This is a genomic window from Litorivita pollutaquae (genome assembly GCF_003205515.1).
GTDB classification, from domain to species: domain Bacteria; phylum Pseudomonadota; class Alphaproteobacteria; order Rhodobacterales; family Rhodobacteraceae; genus Litorivita; species Litorivita pollutaquae.
Genome location: NZ_KZ826497.1, coordinates 1 through 16,219, shown reverse-complemented (window position 1 = coordinate 16,219; position 16,219 = coordinate 1). Strand labels below are relative to the sequence as shown.

Genomic DNA, 16,219 nt, shown 5'->3' with positions numbered 1-16,219 from the left:
GCCCACTGGTCAGCGCGATACGCACCGCATCCTGGCGGAATTCGTCCGTCCGTTTCAATCCCATAGTCAGTCTCCTTTGTTGCAGTAAATGCTATCAAAGGAGCGGCATCAAACCGCGACAGGTCCACACAGCCCTCGACAAGCGATCCCCAGACGACGCATTCTTCGACACGGAACGAACCCAAAAGGCGGCATGACACCAACCCGATTACATCTTAGCTGAGCCGCAAAACTGTCCTAAAAAGAAGGACCACTTCATAGATCGATCCCACCTCAGGTTTCGCTGATCATTTCTGTGATCACTCCGAGAGACTTACCTTGTTACTTCGGAAAATCGCTGAGAGTGGTCCCAACGGTGAATTTCCTTGCCGAACCGTCCTCGTTGTGTCCCTCATAAACCAAGTAGGCGCAGGCCCATCCAAAGCCCCATAAAGATCATCATCACGTTTTCGGTTAGCGAGATGAACCCAAGCGGCACCTCGGAATCCCCTCCCACGCAGGCACACTTTAACTCCCGCTTATCGATATAGACGGCCTTAAACACGCTGACCGCGCCGATGGTCCCAATGAAAAGAGCAACGGGCGCAGAGACCCACGTTAGAATGCCTGCGGTCATCAGGATACCGGCAAGTGCCTCGCCATAGGGATAGATTTTGCCGTAAGGCACCCAACGTTTCGCCAGCAGGTCATAGTTCAGGAACATAGTCGAAAACTGCTCGACATCCTGAAGCTTCTGTATGGCCAGCACCGTCATCGAAAGCGAGATAAACCACTGAAAACTCTGCCAGGTCAGAATGGTCGCATATTGATGCCACGCCAGACCAAGCGCCAACAGCGCACAGACAGTAAAGATTGCAATGACAGGCCGGTAGGAGGTGCCGCTTTGCGCTTCCTTGGGTGGGTCGATACCAAGAAAGATGCGCAAATCATCATGTCCCCCGACACGGTTTCCTTCAATAAAAGTTTGCGGTGTCGTGTCGACATCGTGCTTGCGTTTAAAGGCCTCTGTCTCTTCCTTGGTCCTAAGATGGTGGTCATCGACTTCATAACCATTGCGCTCCAGCAGGTCCTTGGATTTCAGGCCGTAGGGGCAGGTATGATCCGGCATCACCATTCGATAGAGCGTGGCGGTTTTGTTAGCATTCTGTGGCATGTGTACTCCGTCAATTTGTGCAATTGTAGTGGCCACGGAAACCGGCCGCGTAGTTCGGGCCTGCGCTTATGACCAGATCAAAAAGATCGTTGTTATCTGCATCGCGGACCTCGACAGTAATCGGTTCTGCTGCAAAGCGGTCCTCTCCGGCGTCGAGGCGCACGAGGTCGCCGCTGATCTTGATAAGAGCGGCGTCGTTGTTGGACACAAGAACCGGCGGGCTGGTTTCTGAATATGCGAAGCTGCACGCCGTTCCATCCGCAAAGACCTGAGCGATGTCTCCCTCCGACAGGAATTCCGGATCGACTTTGCCGACGACTTCGCTGGCTAATGCCTCTTGTGCGGTCTTCAACTCTGCTTCTGGTGATATCGCCGTTGCAGCAGCTTCGCCATTTGCCGAGATGTCCGCAATCAAGTAACGCATTTCGGCAATCTCCTTATCCTGCGCAAAAATGATGTCATCCGCCATGGTGCGTACCCGCGGATCGGTGATTTCCGCGCGGGAGGAGGTCATGATCGCAATCGAATGGTGCGGAATCATTGCCCGCATGTAAGCGCGGTCTTGCACGGTTACCTGGCTACGCACCAGCCAGAGCGCCCCAGCAAAGACCACGAGCGATCCGGAAAAAATGGCGATATTCAATGCGCGGTTATTGTACATGCCCAGCATGAACGCCAACATGACAAAGGCCATGACCGATCCCATGACAACCGCCATGTAAGCGCGTGTCTCTGACCAGAAGACATGGCCGATCAGATAGGTATTGAGATACATCAATCCTAACATAAGCACCGTAGAAACGGCGATCATCAGGAAAAAGCGGGAATAAGCCATCGGCACCTCCTATTCTGTTTGAAGGTAAAACAACCTTCCAGCGATGGAGGGTTCCCTTGAACCTGATATTTCCCGATTACTTCTTTCCGCTGCTCTCCTCTTGATAGGCGCGTTCGCGGTCCGGCGATGTGGGTTTAATGTATTCGAGTATGGCGTGGATTTGCGCATCTTCCAGAGCACCGCCAAAGCCCGGCATGTTGCTTTCATAGCCACCGCCGACAACTGCGGCCGTCCCATCCCGCGTTATTCGGAACATAATGTCTTCGCTGTGATGCCACGTGTGACCCGTGGCGTCATGGGGTGGTGCACGACCGTGCCCATCAGCGCCGCAGCTGCGTCAGTCTGGCTGACCTTCAAGCTTAGCCGGTTCGCATCCCGCGATCGTAGCCGACCATTTCGAAACGTTCATGACCGAGGCCCGACATCAGGTCGAAGAGGTCGCGCCCCATGGAGCCTGTGTCGTAGCCGCCATCAGGCTTGTCGGAGATGTCGAGACTGCGTGGATCGGGGACGATCACAGTGAACTGCCGGGCCAGCGGCACCATCGCATTGCGCCATATGTACCGGTACTGCGGCCATCCCCCTAGCAGAAGCAGGGGCGGACCTGCGCCGCCAATGAGGGCGTGAAGGTCAATCTCGCCAGCACGCACCCTGCAACTTTCGAAGGTGTCGGCTAATCCCTACGGCAGGCTGGGCGCGCCGTGAACTGAGCCAAAGCCGGAAACCGTGAGGAAGGGAATTTTGGTCATGGTGTCATCCTTATCTGTAGTGATTTCTATGGATAAAAAGGCGACTCGCCGGCCCTCCGGCCCCCGCAGCTTTGACCGTGATAAGGCCATTCAGACCGCCATGCGGCTGTTCCGCCAACATGGATGAAACGGTGTGTCCGTTGCCGACCTGACTGAGGCGACCGGCATCGCGCCCAGCCTCTTTGCGGCGTTCGGAAACAAGGCTAGCCTCTATGGCAGCGAACATGCTGGTCGATCACCTCGGCGGTCCACAGGCGGTTACGGATTTCCGCCGAGCCGTTTCCACGGCGATGTGGTGGCTTGCGCGCGTGTGGCGTTGTCAGGTTGTGGGCGTTGCCTGAGTTCATACATAGCGACCACACATGATCGAAAAGTTTCTCAGCCTCGCCTGAGGGACTTTCGGTTCCCCCGTTCCGTCATCTCCTATGCCGTCTGGGCGTACGCCTGCGCGATGTCGAGCATCTGCTTGCCGAGAGAGGCGAGATCGTCTCCTACGAAAGCGTCCGTGTTTGGTGCCAACGCTTCGGAACGTAGGTCGCCGCCAGCATCCGTCGCGACCGTCTGGCCCCAGCCGTCAAATGGCACCTCGACGAGGTGATGACCTCAGCCCGGGGCCCACGCACTGGCTTTGGCGAGCGGCAGAAGCGAACAGCGAAGAGCTGGTGATCTTGGTCTCAGGGTACGGAAATGCTGCCGCTTCCAAGCGTTTTCTCCGGAAACTGATGCGGCAGTGGGGCATGCCGCGCGTTATCGTGTCCGACAAACTGCGCAGCAATCTGGAATCTTCACCCAAGCGTCGAGCACCGCGCGCACAAGGGATTGAACAACCGATCAGAAGCCTCGCATCGACACATAAGACGGCGAGAAAAGATCATGGATCGTTTCAAATCTCCGTGCCAAGTGCAGCGACTTCGGTCTGTTAACGATCGGACCGCAACCTTGTTCCGTCCAAACCGCCGTCAGCGCTCCGCAATATCCTATCACCACTCCCGGGACGAGGCGTTCAGCCTGTGGAACGAGCATGCAGCTGAAATGACCGCATGACGGGAATGCGGGTGTTCCACGCATTCCGATAAAATAACCTGACAAAGCCTATCCCAGTCGTCGTAGGTCCAGCCAAGCACGTGCATAAAGGGGCCAAGCGCCACGGCGCTTAGCCCGCATCCGGCGGTCTTGGCCCGCGCGTGCCAACAGCGACGCCGTCACCCCGGTCAGACAATCGAGCACCAGATCGTCGATTTCGCCTTTGGACACCAATGGGCCGACCACGTGGGGCGTATCGCCCAAAAACCAGAGGCGCCGGCTTCACGCAGACAAAATTATCTCCTTCCCGCCGGTTCAGCGGCCGGTCCACTCGGGTGTGCGTTTTTCAATGAAGGCGGAAAAGCCCTCGCGCGCATCTTCGGTCTGTGCAATCCGCGGCAGCATCGTTTCAGCAAAGCGGAACTGTTGCTCGATCGTCATGTCCTGCATGGCATGATAGGAATACTTGCCGAGCCGCACCGCCGAGGGCGAACGCGCCGTAATCAAGCTGGTCAATTCTTCCACCTTCGCGTCAAGCGCATCGGGTTCGGTCACATAGTTGACGATGCCATATTCCAGAGCCTGCTCGGCGCTCCAGGCCTCGCCGGTGATGTACATTTCCAGCAAACGCCGGCGCGGTATGACCCGCATCATCTGTGGCATGATCATCATCGGAAACAGGCCGATTTTGACCTCGGGGGTGGCAATCTTGGCCGTGTTGGACATGACGGCAATATCGCAGGCGCAGACAAGCCCCGACCCGCCGCCCATGGCATGGCCATTGATCCGGCCGATAATTGGCTTGTTACAATTTTCCATCAAGGTGAACAGGCGAACGACGAAATGCCCCGGCTGCGAGATGTCTCCGGTGAACGGCCCGCCATCCTTGCCGGCCTTGAGGTCTCCGCCGGCGCAAAATGCGCGGTCCCCTGCTCCGGTCAGAACAATGACCAGCACGTCGTCGTTTTCCTGCGCCGTCTCAAAGGCTTCGATGAGTTCCTCTACGGTCGGCACGTTCAACGGGTTGCGCTTTTCAGCATTGTTGATGGTGATCGTGGCAGTCCGGTCCTTGATCTCCAGCAGCACATTCTTGTCAGACATATCTTCCTCCATTTTTGATGTAACTTTCGTCGCGTAATCTTCTCCGCCAACACCACATACTTCAAAACCGCCAAAGACCCCTGCACGGCCCCTTACCTGACCTTTGACCATCCAGAGGTCAGCCAAAGGCGTGGAAGGTCTTGAGCCGGTTTTCAGTGTGACCGTCTTGGCCGGCTCCCTACATTCTGAAGACGCCGTAGTGCGGCGCATTCGGCGCGACACCGGCCGCGCAAGCCAATGCAATCCCAAGCATGTTACGTGTATCCAGCGGATCGATGATCCCATCGTCATAAAGCCGCGATGTAAACCAATAAGCCGAGGTTTCGTTTTCAGCCTTGGCACGCACACGGTTGCGCAGTTCCAGAACCGACTCCTCGCTCAGATCGGGATCCTCGCGGCGCATCTGCGCCAGCTTGACGTCCCCGAGCGTCCGCGCGGCCTGTTCCGGCCCCATCACGCCCATCTGCGCGTTGGGCCAGGACATTATAAGGCGGGGATCCCACGCGCGGCCGCACATACCATAGTATCCGGCGCCAAACGCGCCCGAGGTCAACACCGTCAGTTTGGGCACTTCAGAGCCGGCTTGCGCCATCAGCATCTTGGCACCGTCCTTGGTAATGCCGCGTTCCTCATATTCCCGGCCGATCATGTAACCGGTGGTATTTTGAAGGAAGATCAGCGGCGTTTTGGTCTGGTTGCAAAGCTGAATGAAATGCGCCGCCTTGAGCGAGCTGTCGTTAAACAGCACCCCGTTGTTGCCAATAATGCCGACTTTGCAGCCCCAGATGCGGGCATAGCCCGTCACAAGCGTGGTCCCGAAATTCGGCTGATACTCGTGAAACCGTGACCCATCGACGATGCGCGCAATGACTTCGCGCATGTCAAACCGGACCCGATAATCGGTCGGCACAATGCCGTAGATTTCCCTGGGATCGTAATAGGGATCTTCGGGGGTGGTCCAATCAAAGGCACGCGATCTGCGCGGGAAGGTGCCGACGATTTCACGCGCCATTGCGATACCGGCCTCTTCGGAATCGACGGGGTAATCGCCCGTGCCCGAGACCGACGTGTGCATGTCGGCGCCGCCAAGGTCGTTGACCGAGACTTCTTCGCCGGTGGCCGCCTTGACCAACGGCGGCCCGCCCAGGAAAATAGCGCCAGTGTCGCGTACGATGATGGTGTGCTCGCACAGAGCCGGCACATAGGCCCCACCCGCCGTACAATGGCCGCAGACGATGGCGACCTGCGGGATACCTTTTTTCGACAGGATGCATTGATTGCGGAACACCCGCCCGCCCGGTGCGAAAACCCCCGACATTTCTTCAAGATAGCCACCGGCGCTATCGCAGATATGCACCACCGGCAGTTCATTCTCCAAAGCAAACTCAAGCGCGCGCACGATTTTCGGTACGGACATGGGATACCATGCGCCACCCTTGTTGGTACTGTCGTCAGCGTGGATGACAACCTCGCGTCCGGCAATCACGCCGACGCCGGTGATGATGTTGGCGCCGGGGGCCTGCCCATCATAAAGGTCGTTCGCAGCAAGGCTTGAAAATTCCAGAAATGGCGTTCCGGGATCCAGCAGCAGCTCCAGCCGCTGCCGTGCCAACATTTTGTTCTGCCGCTTCAACCGGTCGAGATCCCGCTGGGGACGCTCATGACGCGCCTTGTCCTGCACCTCGTGGAACCGGTTGACGACCTCTTGCATCTGGGCCGAAGCCTCTTTGAACTCGGTCGTGTCCGGGCGAATTTGGGTTTCCATCCGTCTCATTATTCTGTCTCCTCCTGCGGTTCCAGACGCAGCAAGACATCTTTGCCGCCGAAACTGTCACCGGCGGCAAAGGGCACCTCGGCAACAAGTCCGTCGCGCGGCGCTTTGAGCGTGGTTTCCAGCTTCATGCTTTCAATCACGAGCAGCGCGTCACCCTCTTTCACCGCGTCGCCGGGGGCCACCGAGACCGACACAACGACGCCGGGCATGGGGGCTAGCATCTGGTCGCGCGATGCGCCGCTCCCTGCCTTGTCCAGAGCCTCGGCGGGATCGGTCCGGCCAATCTCATAGGCACGCCCATTAAAGTGGATAAATGTTGCGCTCTCGCTCACGGCAATGCGCATCGGGATACGGGTTTCCGACAGTTCCAACGTATAGGCACCCTTGCCGGCAGCCTGTTCAAGGGAACAGGGGATTTCGCGTTCCCCCATATGCAGGACATGGCCTTCTCGCGTTGAAGCCAGCCAAACCGGAACGTCTTCCCCGTCAACTTCCAAAATACGGCGCATCAGTTTCTCCAGCTCCCCATAAGTCGGTATATTTCGGGCACGTTTTCCAGCGCTTTCACAAGGCGCGCATCCGAAAGCACGGTGGCCGCAGCCAGAATATCGGTGTTGGCGGGATCCCAATCTTGCGTCAGATCCGTTGCCTCCTCGGCCAAAAATCCGGTCGAAACATCGCCGGACCGGAATTTCGGATGGTCAAGGATCGCGTCGAGATAGGCCAGATTGGTCGTCACCCCCAAGATGACATAATCCTGTGCGGCGCGGCGCGCGCGGGCGATGGCTTCGGCCCGATCGCGACCATGCACGATCAATTTGGACAGCATCGGGTCGAAATCGGTCGTGACCTTGCCGCCGTCCAGAATGCCGCTGTCGACACGCACGCCTTCGCCGCGTGGCTCGTCCAACAACAAGATATCCCCGATCGCAGGGCGGAAATCGGCGGTGGCGTCTTCGGCACAAATACGCAGTTCGATCGAATGACCGTTTTGCGGAATATCGGCCTGCGCCGCGCTCAACCCCTCGCCCGCCGCGATGCGCAGCTGTTCGGCCACCAGATCAAAGCCCGTCACCATTTCGGTCACCGGATGTTCGACCTGAAGACGGGTGTTCATCTCAAGGAAATAGAACGACCCGTCTTGGGCATAAATGAATTCAACCGTGCCAGCCCCACGATAGTTGACGGCGCGGGCGATTCCAGCGGCGGTTTCGCAGATGTCCAGACGTTGCGCCTCTGACAATGCCGGAGAGGGTGTTTCTTCGATGATCTTCTGGAACCGGCGCTGGATCGAGCATTCGCGCTCCCAGAAATGCACGACGTTGCCCTGCCCGTCGCCCATCACCTGCACTTCGATGTGGCGCGGACGTTCGATATAGCATTCGACGAAAAGTCGCCCGTCGCCGAAATAACGCTCACCCTCGCGGCGCGCGGTTTCGATCTCGGTTTCCAAGGTGCTGTCCTCGCGCACGACGCGCATCCCCTTGCCGCCGCCGCCCGCCGAGGGTTTGATCAGCAGCGGGTAGCCAACCGCGCGGGCGCGTTCGACAAACGTCGCGGGATCGTCATCTTCGATGGCCGAAGGGGCCACCGGAAAGCCGCGCTCTTCGACAAAGGCGCGAGCGCGGATTTTGTCACCCATCAGGTCGATGACCTCGGATGTGGGGCCGACAAACGTGACGCCCGCCTCTTCCAATGCGGCGACGAAGGCCGCATTTTCCGACAAAAAGCCATAACCGGGATGCACCGCATCCGCGCCGATCCTCTGTGCCACATCGACAATCTGCGCAATGTCGAGATAGGCGGCCACGGGTGTGGGGCCATCAATCGTCACAACTTCGTCGGCGATCAGATGGGCGGGGGAATCCACTTCGCTGGGATGCCGCAGCACGGCGGTTTTAATACCTTTGACGCGGGCGGTACGCAGAACGCGGGCCGCGATCTCGCCCCGGTTGGCGACCAGAAGTTTGGAAATACTCATATCCTGCAGTCATCCTTTTCTTTTCCCGTCCTTCCCCACATGTTTGCGGGGAAGGATATTTTTACGGTGTTCGCGGATCAGTCGACTTCCATACGCTCGGATACGATTGAGAAAGTGCTGTCCTTGGCATTGGACTGCAGAACCATCACGGCGGTCGGTGCGTGGCGCACGCCTTCGCCAAAGGTAACCGGGCCCAAAAGGCCATCGGTTTCAAACCCGTTCAGGTTTTGCAGCTTCTCAATCACGCAGGTGCGCGTCAGGTCCTCACCGCATTGGGTCATCGCATGCTCGAACATCGACGCTCCGGCGAAGCCCGACAGCGCATACCGGTTCAGCGACTTGACTTCGCTCTCGCTGAGGTAGGTGTTGGCCAGTTCCATGAACTTCGCAACGCCGGTCACCTCGAGAGAGTTCAGCGCCGGCACATAGTCAGCGGCATAAAAGCCATCGCCAGCGCTGCCCGCCAACGCCTGAACCGGCGTCAGGTGAGCGGAATGCGCCCCGAGAAACGTGATCTTCATCCGGTTCTTGGCAGCTTCTTTCAACAAGGTGGAATGTTCTGCCACGACACCGCCCGAGATCAAAACGGTCACGCCAGCTGCACGCGCTTTCAGCATCTCGGCAGAAAAATCTTTCTGGCCGCGCTTGAATTCCAGTTCCAGAACATTGTTCAAACCGTATTTTTCAACGCCTTGAAGGTAGCCACAGCGCACATCGTCGCCAAACTCGTCATCCTGAAATGCAATTGCGTATTTTTCATCTTTTAGGCCAAGCTCTTCGACGAGATAGGTCATCCCGGCGGCGATTTCCTGACAATAGGTCGGCCCGACAACAAAGAGTGAATTGAGCGGTGGATTGAAATGGCGAGAATTCACCGCCATGCTGTTGATCGACGGGAGACCAATTTCGTCGATCAGAGGCATCATGGCCGCCAGTTGCGAACTGCCGGATGTTCCGATCAGCCCGAAAATGTCATCGACATCGACCATTTTCTTGAGACTCTGAAGCGAGCGTGAGGGGACATAGCCGTCATCTTCGAAAACGATTTTGACCTTCCGACCGTTAATGCCGCCGCGCGCATTCACATCCTCCTGCCAGACTTTCAGCGACAGCGAGTGCGCCTTGCCCAGCAGGCTGGGTGGGCCGGTCAACGGGTCAACGGCACCCAGTACGATCATATCGTCGGTAACACCAGGTTCTGCCGTGGCACTGACGCTTCCGACCGTTAGAAGGGCGGCCGAAAGCGCCCCTTTCAAAAACCAGTTCATTATTGCTTCTCCCTATTGTGGTCCGTTGTTATGGACCGTTTTTGTTGCCCGTTTGAATCAGTATCTGAATGGCCAGTTGACCCAGCGGTTCTTGTATTCGCGGTATATCCCCATCAAGCCATCCGGCTCAAAACGCAGGAATAGAACGATGGTCAGACCATAGATGAACCCTTTGAGTTCCAGCGCCGAAATCGACCCCATCGCACCGCCCATCGAGCTGAACACGTAGTTAAGTATCTCGGCCAGCCCCAGCACGAAGACCACGCCAATGACAGCCCCCGCAGTGGAGCCAAGCCCGCCGACAATAATCATGGACACAGCTTCGATCGAAATGACCAAACTAAAGCTGTCCACGTTTACGAAACGGATTTGATAGGCCATCAGCGCGCCGGCGATGCCGGCGTAAAACGAGCTGACGACAAAAGCGTAAAGCTTGTATCGCGCCACCGGGACACCCATCGCACGGGCGGCGATATCCTGTTCCCGGATCGCCAGAAAAGCGCGGCCGACGCGACTGCGTTTGATGTTTGCCGATCCCAAAATTGCAAGGACCAAGACCGCCAGCACCAGATAGTAGAACGATTTGTCTGTCGCCAACTCCATCCCGAAGATCGCGGGCTTGGCCGTGGATATACCAGACGAGCCATGCGTGATGCTTTCGGCGCTCAGGATGAGATGGGTGATGATGATGGTAAAGGCCAAGGTCGTAATGGCCAGATACAAACCCTTCAATCGCAGCGACGGGATGCCAACCAGCAATCCGAACGCCGCCGCCATCAGCCCGCCTGCGGGCACGCACAGCCACAGCGGCATGCTGTAGTCAGCTGAGAGGATGGCCGCAGTATATCCGCCGACCGCCAGAAACCCGGCTTGGCCAAAGGAAATCAAACCCGTGGTGCCGGTCAGCAGGTTCAGCCCGATAACCCCGATCGCCGCAATCATCATACCGTTGATCAACGACGTGACGTGACCGGTCAGGACCACAGGTGCGGCCAGCGACATGATCACCAGCGCCCATGTCCAATAGGTCTGGGTCGGATTGCGAAAGAGCGATATCAGCTCCCCATAGCTCTCCTGAATAACTCCCGTACGCATGTCTCAGACCCTTTCGATTTCGGGCGTTCCAAACAACCCATAGGGGCGGATCATCAGAACCACCAGAATGACGAGGAAACCGGAAATCTCTTTGAGACCATGACCGATGTAACCTTCGGACAGATTCTCGAGGACACCGATAAGAATGCCTGAGATCGCTGCACCGAACACGGAATCCAGCCCGCCGAGAATAACGGCCGGGAAAGCCCGCAGACCCTGCGTCCACATATCCGGACCCAATCCATAGATCGTGCCCAGCAACACCCCTGAAACGCCGGCGATGACTGCCGCAATGGCCCAAGCCAGCGCATAGACGCGCGTGACGTTGATGCCCATCAGCAAGGCCGTGGTTTCACGCGCCGCCGTGGCCCGCATGGCAACCCCCATGCGAGAAAACCGCAGGAAGGCCCACATGCCGAACACGCAAACTGCAAGGAAACCAATGGCATAGATCTGCGCCGTATAGAGGAAAACCATGCCGAACTCGACGCCGCTGTCGCCGATATCAGTCGGCAAAACCATCGGATCCGCACCCCAGATCAGAACGACCACAGCACGTATCATCACCGCCATCCCGATGGTGACCATGACGGTTGAAAACACGTCCTGGCCCAGCATCGGCCGGATGAATATCCGCTCGATCAATAAGCCGACGACACCGGAAAGCACGACACAGACGCCCAGCAAGGACCAGAATGGAAGTGACCACGAACTGGCGATGGAAAATGCCATGTAAGAAATCAGCATCATGACTTCGCCTTGGGCGAAATTGACGACACTTGTCGCCTTGAATATCAGAGCGTAGCCCATCCCGATGAGACCATAGATCACGCCGATGGAAATGCCTGAAACGGTGAGCAGTATGAAATAGTCCAATCTGTTTCCCCTTAGCCGTAAATTTCCGTCATTTCGGATTTGAATTTTGTTTCGATGACGTTGCGCCGCACTTTCTGTGTGGCGGTCATTTCACCGTCGTCATGATCGAGCTCTTTTTTGAGAAGCACGAATTTTCGGATGTTCTCGACCCGTGCAAAAGCGTCATTCACCCGGTTCACTTCCTTGGCGATAAGCTCTTTGACCGGTTCCATACTGGATAGGTGGCTGAACGTGGTATAGGCGAGGCCTTGGGCCTGAGCCCACTTGCCAACCGTGTCATAGTCGATCTGCAACAGCGCCCCGAGGAAATTACGCCCCTCTCCGACCACGATCGCCTCGGCGATGTAGATCGAATCTTTAAGCGCATTCTCGATTTCAGACGGGGTAATGTTTTTGCCACCTGACGTGATGATGATGGACTTTTTCCGATCGACGATTGTGATCTCGCCATTGTCCAGTTGCTCAACCACATCGCCGGTTTGCAACCATCCATCGATGATGGTTTCGTTGGTTGCCTTTTCATTGTCGAGATAGCCCAAAAATACGCTGGGATGCTTGATTTCCAACTCGCCATCTTCTGCAATTCTGTATTGCAAACCCGGCGAGGCAACGCCTGCGGCGCCGACGGTGGCCTTTTCGGCATTTTGAAAGAACGCCAGACCGGCCGACTCGGTCATGCCATAAACCTGATAAAGCGGGACACCGATCACCCGGAAGAACCGGACAACCTCGGGCGAAATGGATGCGCCGCCAACAAAACCGCAATGGACCTTGTCGATCCCCATGAACCGTTTCAGCGGGTTGAAGACAAGGATCTTGGCGGCGAAATGCTTGATCCGTTCCATCGCGGTCAGCTGTCCGCCGGCTTCGATTTTGCGGAAATGCGTCTGCCCCAGATCAAGACCCCAGTTGTAAATCCGCCTTGAGGTTGGCCGTGCGTCCTGAATTCGGATCGACGCGCTGTATTGCAGCTTTTCCCAAATCCGCGGCACACCGAGAAACACCTTTGGCGCGATTTCACGCAGATTGACCTGTACGGTGTCGATGGATTCGGCAAAATTCACCTCCCCGCCGATCATCAGGCTGAGGATCGTCGAGAAGATCCGTTCTGCAACGTGACAAAGCGGCAGATAGCAGAGCACCGAATACCGATCACGCGTCAAATCAAACTGTGCAATCAGCGGGAACGACGCCACAAGCAGGTTGCGATGTGAAAGCAGCGCACCTTTCGGCGGGCCGGTGGTTCCCGAAGTATAGACCACAACTGCCGGATCGTCGGGTTTGGTTGCCTGGATCGAGTCGCGGAATAAATTCGCGTCTTCGGGATGGCGCGATACATGATCGCGTCCGGCTTGAACAACTTCGTCGAATGATTTCAGACGGGCTCTGTCATAGCCGCGCATCCCCTTCATATCGACACATACGATCATCTTAAGGTCCGGAAACGCACCGTTGTTCGCTTCGGCTTCCAGAACCTTATCGACTTGCTCCTGATCCCCGCAGACGACGACGCTGCTTTTGGAATGCCGCAGAATGTAGTCGAGTTCCGGCCAGGGATTGGTCGGATAGACCCCGACGGTCATCCCCCCCAAGGCTTGCGCGGCAATGTCGGAATATAGCCATTCCGGTGTATCCTCGCCCGCGATCGCCAGACGGCCGCCGCGCCCGAATCCCAAGGTATGAAGACCAAGGGCAAAAAACTGCACATTGGTGAAATATTCGGACCATGTGACCCGGTTCCAGATGCCCAGATCCTTTTCCCGGACCGCAAGTTCATCCGGAATTGTATCCGCCCAATGCATCAACAACTGCGGTAGAGTATGATCGCCCGCTTTGAAGCGCTCGCTAAGATCGTTCATCAAACCGCCTCCGTATCTTCTTCAATTTTGTGCCCAAGATAGGCTTCGATCACATGCGGATCCGCGCGTATTTCCGCCGGCGTCCCATAAGCAATCCGCTCGCCGAAATTCATCACCGCGATATGATCGGAGATATCCGTGACGATCCCCATATCGTGCTCGATCATCATGACAGTGATTTCCAGCTCCTCTTTCAGATCAAGGATGAAGCGGGCGATGTCCTCGGTCTCCTCGGCATTCATCCCCGACACCATCTCGTCGAGCAGCAGCAGTTTAGGTTCGGTGGCCAAAGCACGGCCCAGCTCGACCCGTTTTTGCAACCCGTAGGCCAGTGCGCCCACCGGCACATCGCGCACATGCTGAATTTCGAGAAAGTCGATGATTTCCTCGACCCGTTTGCGGTGCGCCCGCTCTGCGGCGCGCGTGGTCGGGCCAAATGCCAGCCCGCCTAAAACGCTGGTTTTCATGTGGCTGTGGCGACCGACAAGCATGTTGTCGACAACGCTGGCATGTTTGAACACCGCCAGGTTTTGAAAGGTGCGCCCCATTCCCAGCGCCGCGATCTTGTGCGGGGCAATCCGGGTGATGTCCTGACCGTCGAGTGTGATTGTCCCCGAGGTCGCGGGGAGAACCCGGCTGATCATATTGAACATCGTGGTCTTACCGGCGCCGTTCGGACCGATCAGACTAAAGATCTCGCCCTTGAGAACAGGAAAGCTGACATTGTTGACAGCCGTTACGCCGCCGAACTTCTTGACCAGCTTATCAACCTCTAACAATACGCTCATGACAGCCACCTCTTGCGTCGCTTGTAGTGTTTGACATCACGCATGTTGCGTCTGTTGCCGGATTCCGAAAACCCCAGATAGAACTCTTTGACGTCTTCGTTGTTCATCAGTTTCGCAGGCGTGCCGTCCATCACGACCCGGCCGTTTTCAATGATATATCCATAGCTTGCGATCGACAGCGCCAGTTCCGCGTTCTGCTCTACCAGCAGAACAGAAACATTGCTCTGTTTCGACAGGTCCGTCACGGCCTCGAAGATTTCGGCGATGATCTGCGGCGCCAATCCAAGGCTGGGTTCGTCCAGCATCAACAGGCGCGGTCTGGACATGAGGGCGCGACCGATGGCCACCATCTGCTGTTCACCGCCCGACAGATAACCCGCAATCATACCGCGTTTTTCTTTCACGCGCGGAAAGACACTAAAGACATACTCCAGAGCCTCCGCCGCCGCAGAACGGTTCCGGGTGATACCGCCCATCATCAGATTTTCTTCGACCGTCAGCGGCTCGAACAATTGCCGACCCTCGGGAACCAGAACAACGCCGCTGCGCACGATTTCGTCGGGTTTGCGGCCAATCATATTTTCGCCGTCAAGGGTGATCGTGCCACCGATGATATCGCCTTCCTCAGGATAGAGCACGCCAGAGATCCCCTTGAGGATCGTCGACTTCCCGGCGCCATTCGATCCCAGCAGGGTGACGATCTGGCCTTCATCTACCGTCAGCGACGCATCGCGCACCGCTTCGATCACATTGTCATAGACAATCTGAACGTTGTTGACATTCAACATTGTGCCCCACTTCCTTCGGTCATACCCAATTTGTCACGCGCGGCCATTTTGGCGGGCACGGGGATTTCGATATCGAGCAGCATTTGTGCAAAGCCTTTGCCTTGCGGGTCGATGCGGACCGAGGCGATGCCGCCGCCGCCCAGCGATTCATGCAGCAGGAAGTTCAGCGAATGGCTTCCGGGTAGGTCGAAGCGTTCGACCGCGCCCTCGCACAGATGGGCGAAATAGTCTTTCACTGTCTCTTCCGTCAGAGCGGATCGGATATAGGGCAAATACTCCGGCTTGCGGGCCAGAATACCGATATTGGCGATATCGCCCTTGTCGCCCGAGCGGCCCCAGGCCAGATCGACCAGCCGTACCTTGACGGCGTCGGGACCAGCATCGCGGCTTTCTGCCTGTGGCGCGGCGGGCGCCTCAAGTGCGACAGCCTTGGCCGCAATGGTGACGGGCACATCCTTGCCGTCGACCTCGACCGCGACGGGGGTGGCGGATTTATCTTGCAGGAAGGAGAAGAGCCGCACCACCGGTTGCACCTTGGGCCGTCCGGCAAAGAACCCGGTCAGGCCCTGCGCCGTGGAAATGGCCATCGGCGCGATTTCTCCGGCAAAGATATTGAGCGCGCGCCGGTCGTCATGCGCGGCGCCGATCTTCAGCACCACTTCGCGCGTTTGGGCGCGGGCGTTGGCGCCATAAGCGGCCTCGGCCCCCAGAACCTCGGTGCTGACCTGCCGGAAATCGCCAAGGTTCTTGTCGCGGAAAATCCGGCGGCAGCGGGTCAGGATCGCATCGGCCACGCGCTCGGCCTTGGCCGGTGCGTCAATCGCCGCCAGCGTCAGCGTGGTCACCGCGCGCCAGCCATCGGCATGGGTCGCCGAGACCTTGTAGCTGCCGGTGCGCCCGAGGCCTTTGCCGCCTTTGACCAGCACCTG

The 16,219-nt window shown here is 57.4% G+C and carries 15 protein-coding genes and 1 pseudogene; 1 reads left to right on the top strand and 15 read right to left on the bottom strand.

The window, feature by feature from the left end; all coding sequences use genetic code 11:
- Positions 1-391 precede the first annotated feature (391 nt).
- From DI396_RS16220 to DI396_RS16975, 4 genes are all read right to left on the bottom strand, one after another.
- A complete protein-coding gene (locus DI396_RS16220) occupies positions 392-1,153 on the bottom strand; it encodes a MauE/DoxX family redox-associated membrane protein (protein WP_204362871.1) in 762 nt (253 codons plus the stop codon).
- Positions 1,154-1,163: 10 nt separating this feature from the next.
- Positions 1,164-1,988, bottom strand: coding sequence for a DUF305 domain-containing protein (locus tag DI396_RS16215; protein ID WP_204362870.1), 825 nt, complete (start codon positions 1,986-1,988; stop codon positions 1,164-1,166).
- Between the two features lie 76 nt (positions 1,989-2,064).
- Positions 2,065-2,244 (bottom strand): c-type cytochrome, encoded by a 180-nt coding sequence (locus DI396_RS16485; RefSeq protein ID WP_162617261.1) that lies wholly within the window; start codon positions 2,242-2,244, stop codon positions 2,065-2,067.
- A 103-nt stretch (positions 2,245-2,347) separates the two neighbouring features.
- Complete coding sequence (locus DI396_RS16975; RefSeq protein WP_235851917.1) at positions 2,348-2,533, bottom strand: alpha/beta fold hydrolase; 186 nt, start codon at positions 2,531-2,533, stop codon at positions 2,348-2,350.
- 553 nt (positions 2,534-3,086) lie between these two features.
- On the opposite strand from DI396_RS16975, the pseudogene DI396_RS16195 reads away from it, so the two are divergent.
- Positions 3,087-3,781 (top strand): annotated as a pseudogene (locus tag DI396_RS16195) (IS6 family transposase).
- Between the two features lie 294 nt (positions 3,782-4,075).
- Here the strand turns inward: DI396_RS16195 and DI396_RS16185 are convergent.
- The 11 genes from DI396_RS16185 to DI396_RS16135 all read right to left on the bottom strand — a co-directional run.
- Positions 4,076-4,861 carry an enoyl-CoA hydratase-related protein gene (locus DI396_RS16185; protein ID WP_110797456.1) on the bottom strand — a complete coding sequence of 262 codons (786 nt, stop codon included), beginning with the start codon at positions 4,859-4,861 and terminating at the stop codon, positions 4,076-4,078.
- A gap of 178 nt (positions 4,862-5,039) precedes the next feature.
- Positions 5,040-6,635: an acyl-CoA carboxylase subunit beta gene (locus tag DI396_RS16180; RefSeq protein WP_110797450.1), complete on the bottom strand. Its 1,596-nt coding sequence runs from the start codon at positions 6,633-6,635 to the stop codon at positions 5,040-5,042.
- Entirely contained in the window at positions 6,635-7,144 is a 510-nt protein-coding gene (locus tag DI396_RS16175) for an acyl-CoA carboxylase biotin carboxyl carrier protein subunit (RefSeq protein WP_235851916.1), read from the bottom strand. Before DI396_RS16175 ends, DI396_RS16180 begins: the two co-directional genes overlap by 1 nt.
- The gene (locus tag DI396_RS16170) at positions 7,144-8,616 is read right to left on the bottom strand and encodes an acetyl-CoA carboxylase biotin carboxylase subunit (RefSeq protein ID WP_110797448.1); all 1,473 of its coding nucleotides are present in this window, start codon (positions 8,614-8,616) and stop codon (positions 7,144-7,146) included. Before DI396_RS16170 ends, DI396_RS16175 begins: the two co-directional genes overlap by 1 nt.
- A gap of 77 nt (positions 8,617-8,693) precedes the next feature.
- Complete coding sequence (locus DI396_RS16165; RefSeq protein ID WP_110797447.1) at positions 8,694-9,884, bottom strand: ABC transporter substrate-binding protein; 1,191 nt, start codon at positions 9,882-9,884, stop codon at positions 8,694-8,696.
- Between the two features lie 57 nt (positions 9,885-9,941).
- Positions 9,942-10,979 carry a branched-chain amino acid ABC transporter permease gene (locus DI396_RS16160; RefSeq protein WP_110797445.1) on the bottom strand — a complete coding sequence of 346 codons (1,038 nt, stop codon included), beginning with the start codon at positions 10,977-10,979 and terminating at the stop codon, positions 9,942-9,944.
- Between the two features lie 3 nt (positions 10,980-10,982).
- Positions 10,983-11,855 (bottom strand): branched-chain amino acid ABC transporter permease, encoded by an 873-nt coding sequence (locus DI396_RS16155; protein WP_110797444.1) that lies wholly within the window; start codon positions 11,853-11,855, stop codon positions 10,983-10,985.
- Positions 11,856-11,866: 11 nt separating this feature from the next.
- Positions 11,867-13,714, bottom strand: a complete 1,848-nt coding sequence (locus DI396_RS16150) for an AMP-dependent synthetase/ligase (RefSeq protein ID WP_204362869.1) — start codon at positions 13,712-13,714, stop codon at positions 11,867-11,869.
- Positions 13,714-14,502 (bottom strand): ABC transporter ATP-binding protein, encoded by a 789-nt coding sequence (locus DI396_RS16145; protein WP_110797442.1) that lies wholly within the window; start codon positions 14,500-14,502, stop codon positions 13,714-13,716. The genes DI396_RS16150 and DI396_RS16145 overlap by 1 nt, the downstream gene beginning before the upstream one ends.
- On the bottom strand, positions 14,499-15,290 hold the full coding sequence (locus tag DI396_RS16140; protein ID WP_110797440.1) for an ABC transporter ATP-binding protein: 792 nt from the start codon (positions 15,288-15,290) through the stop codon (positions 14,499-14,501). Before DI396_RS16140 ends, DI396_RS16145 begins: the two co-directional genes overlap by 4 nt.
- Positions 15,284-16,219 (bottom strand): AtuA-related protein (locus DI396_RS16135; protein WP_162617260.1); only part of this gene is annotated, 936 nt, incomplete at its 5' end. The genes DI396_RS16135 and DI396_RS16140, both read right to left, overlap by 7 nt.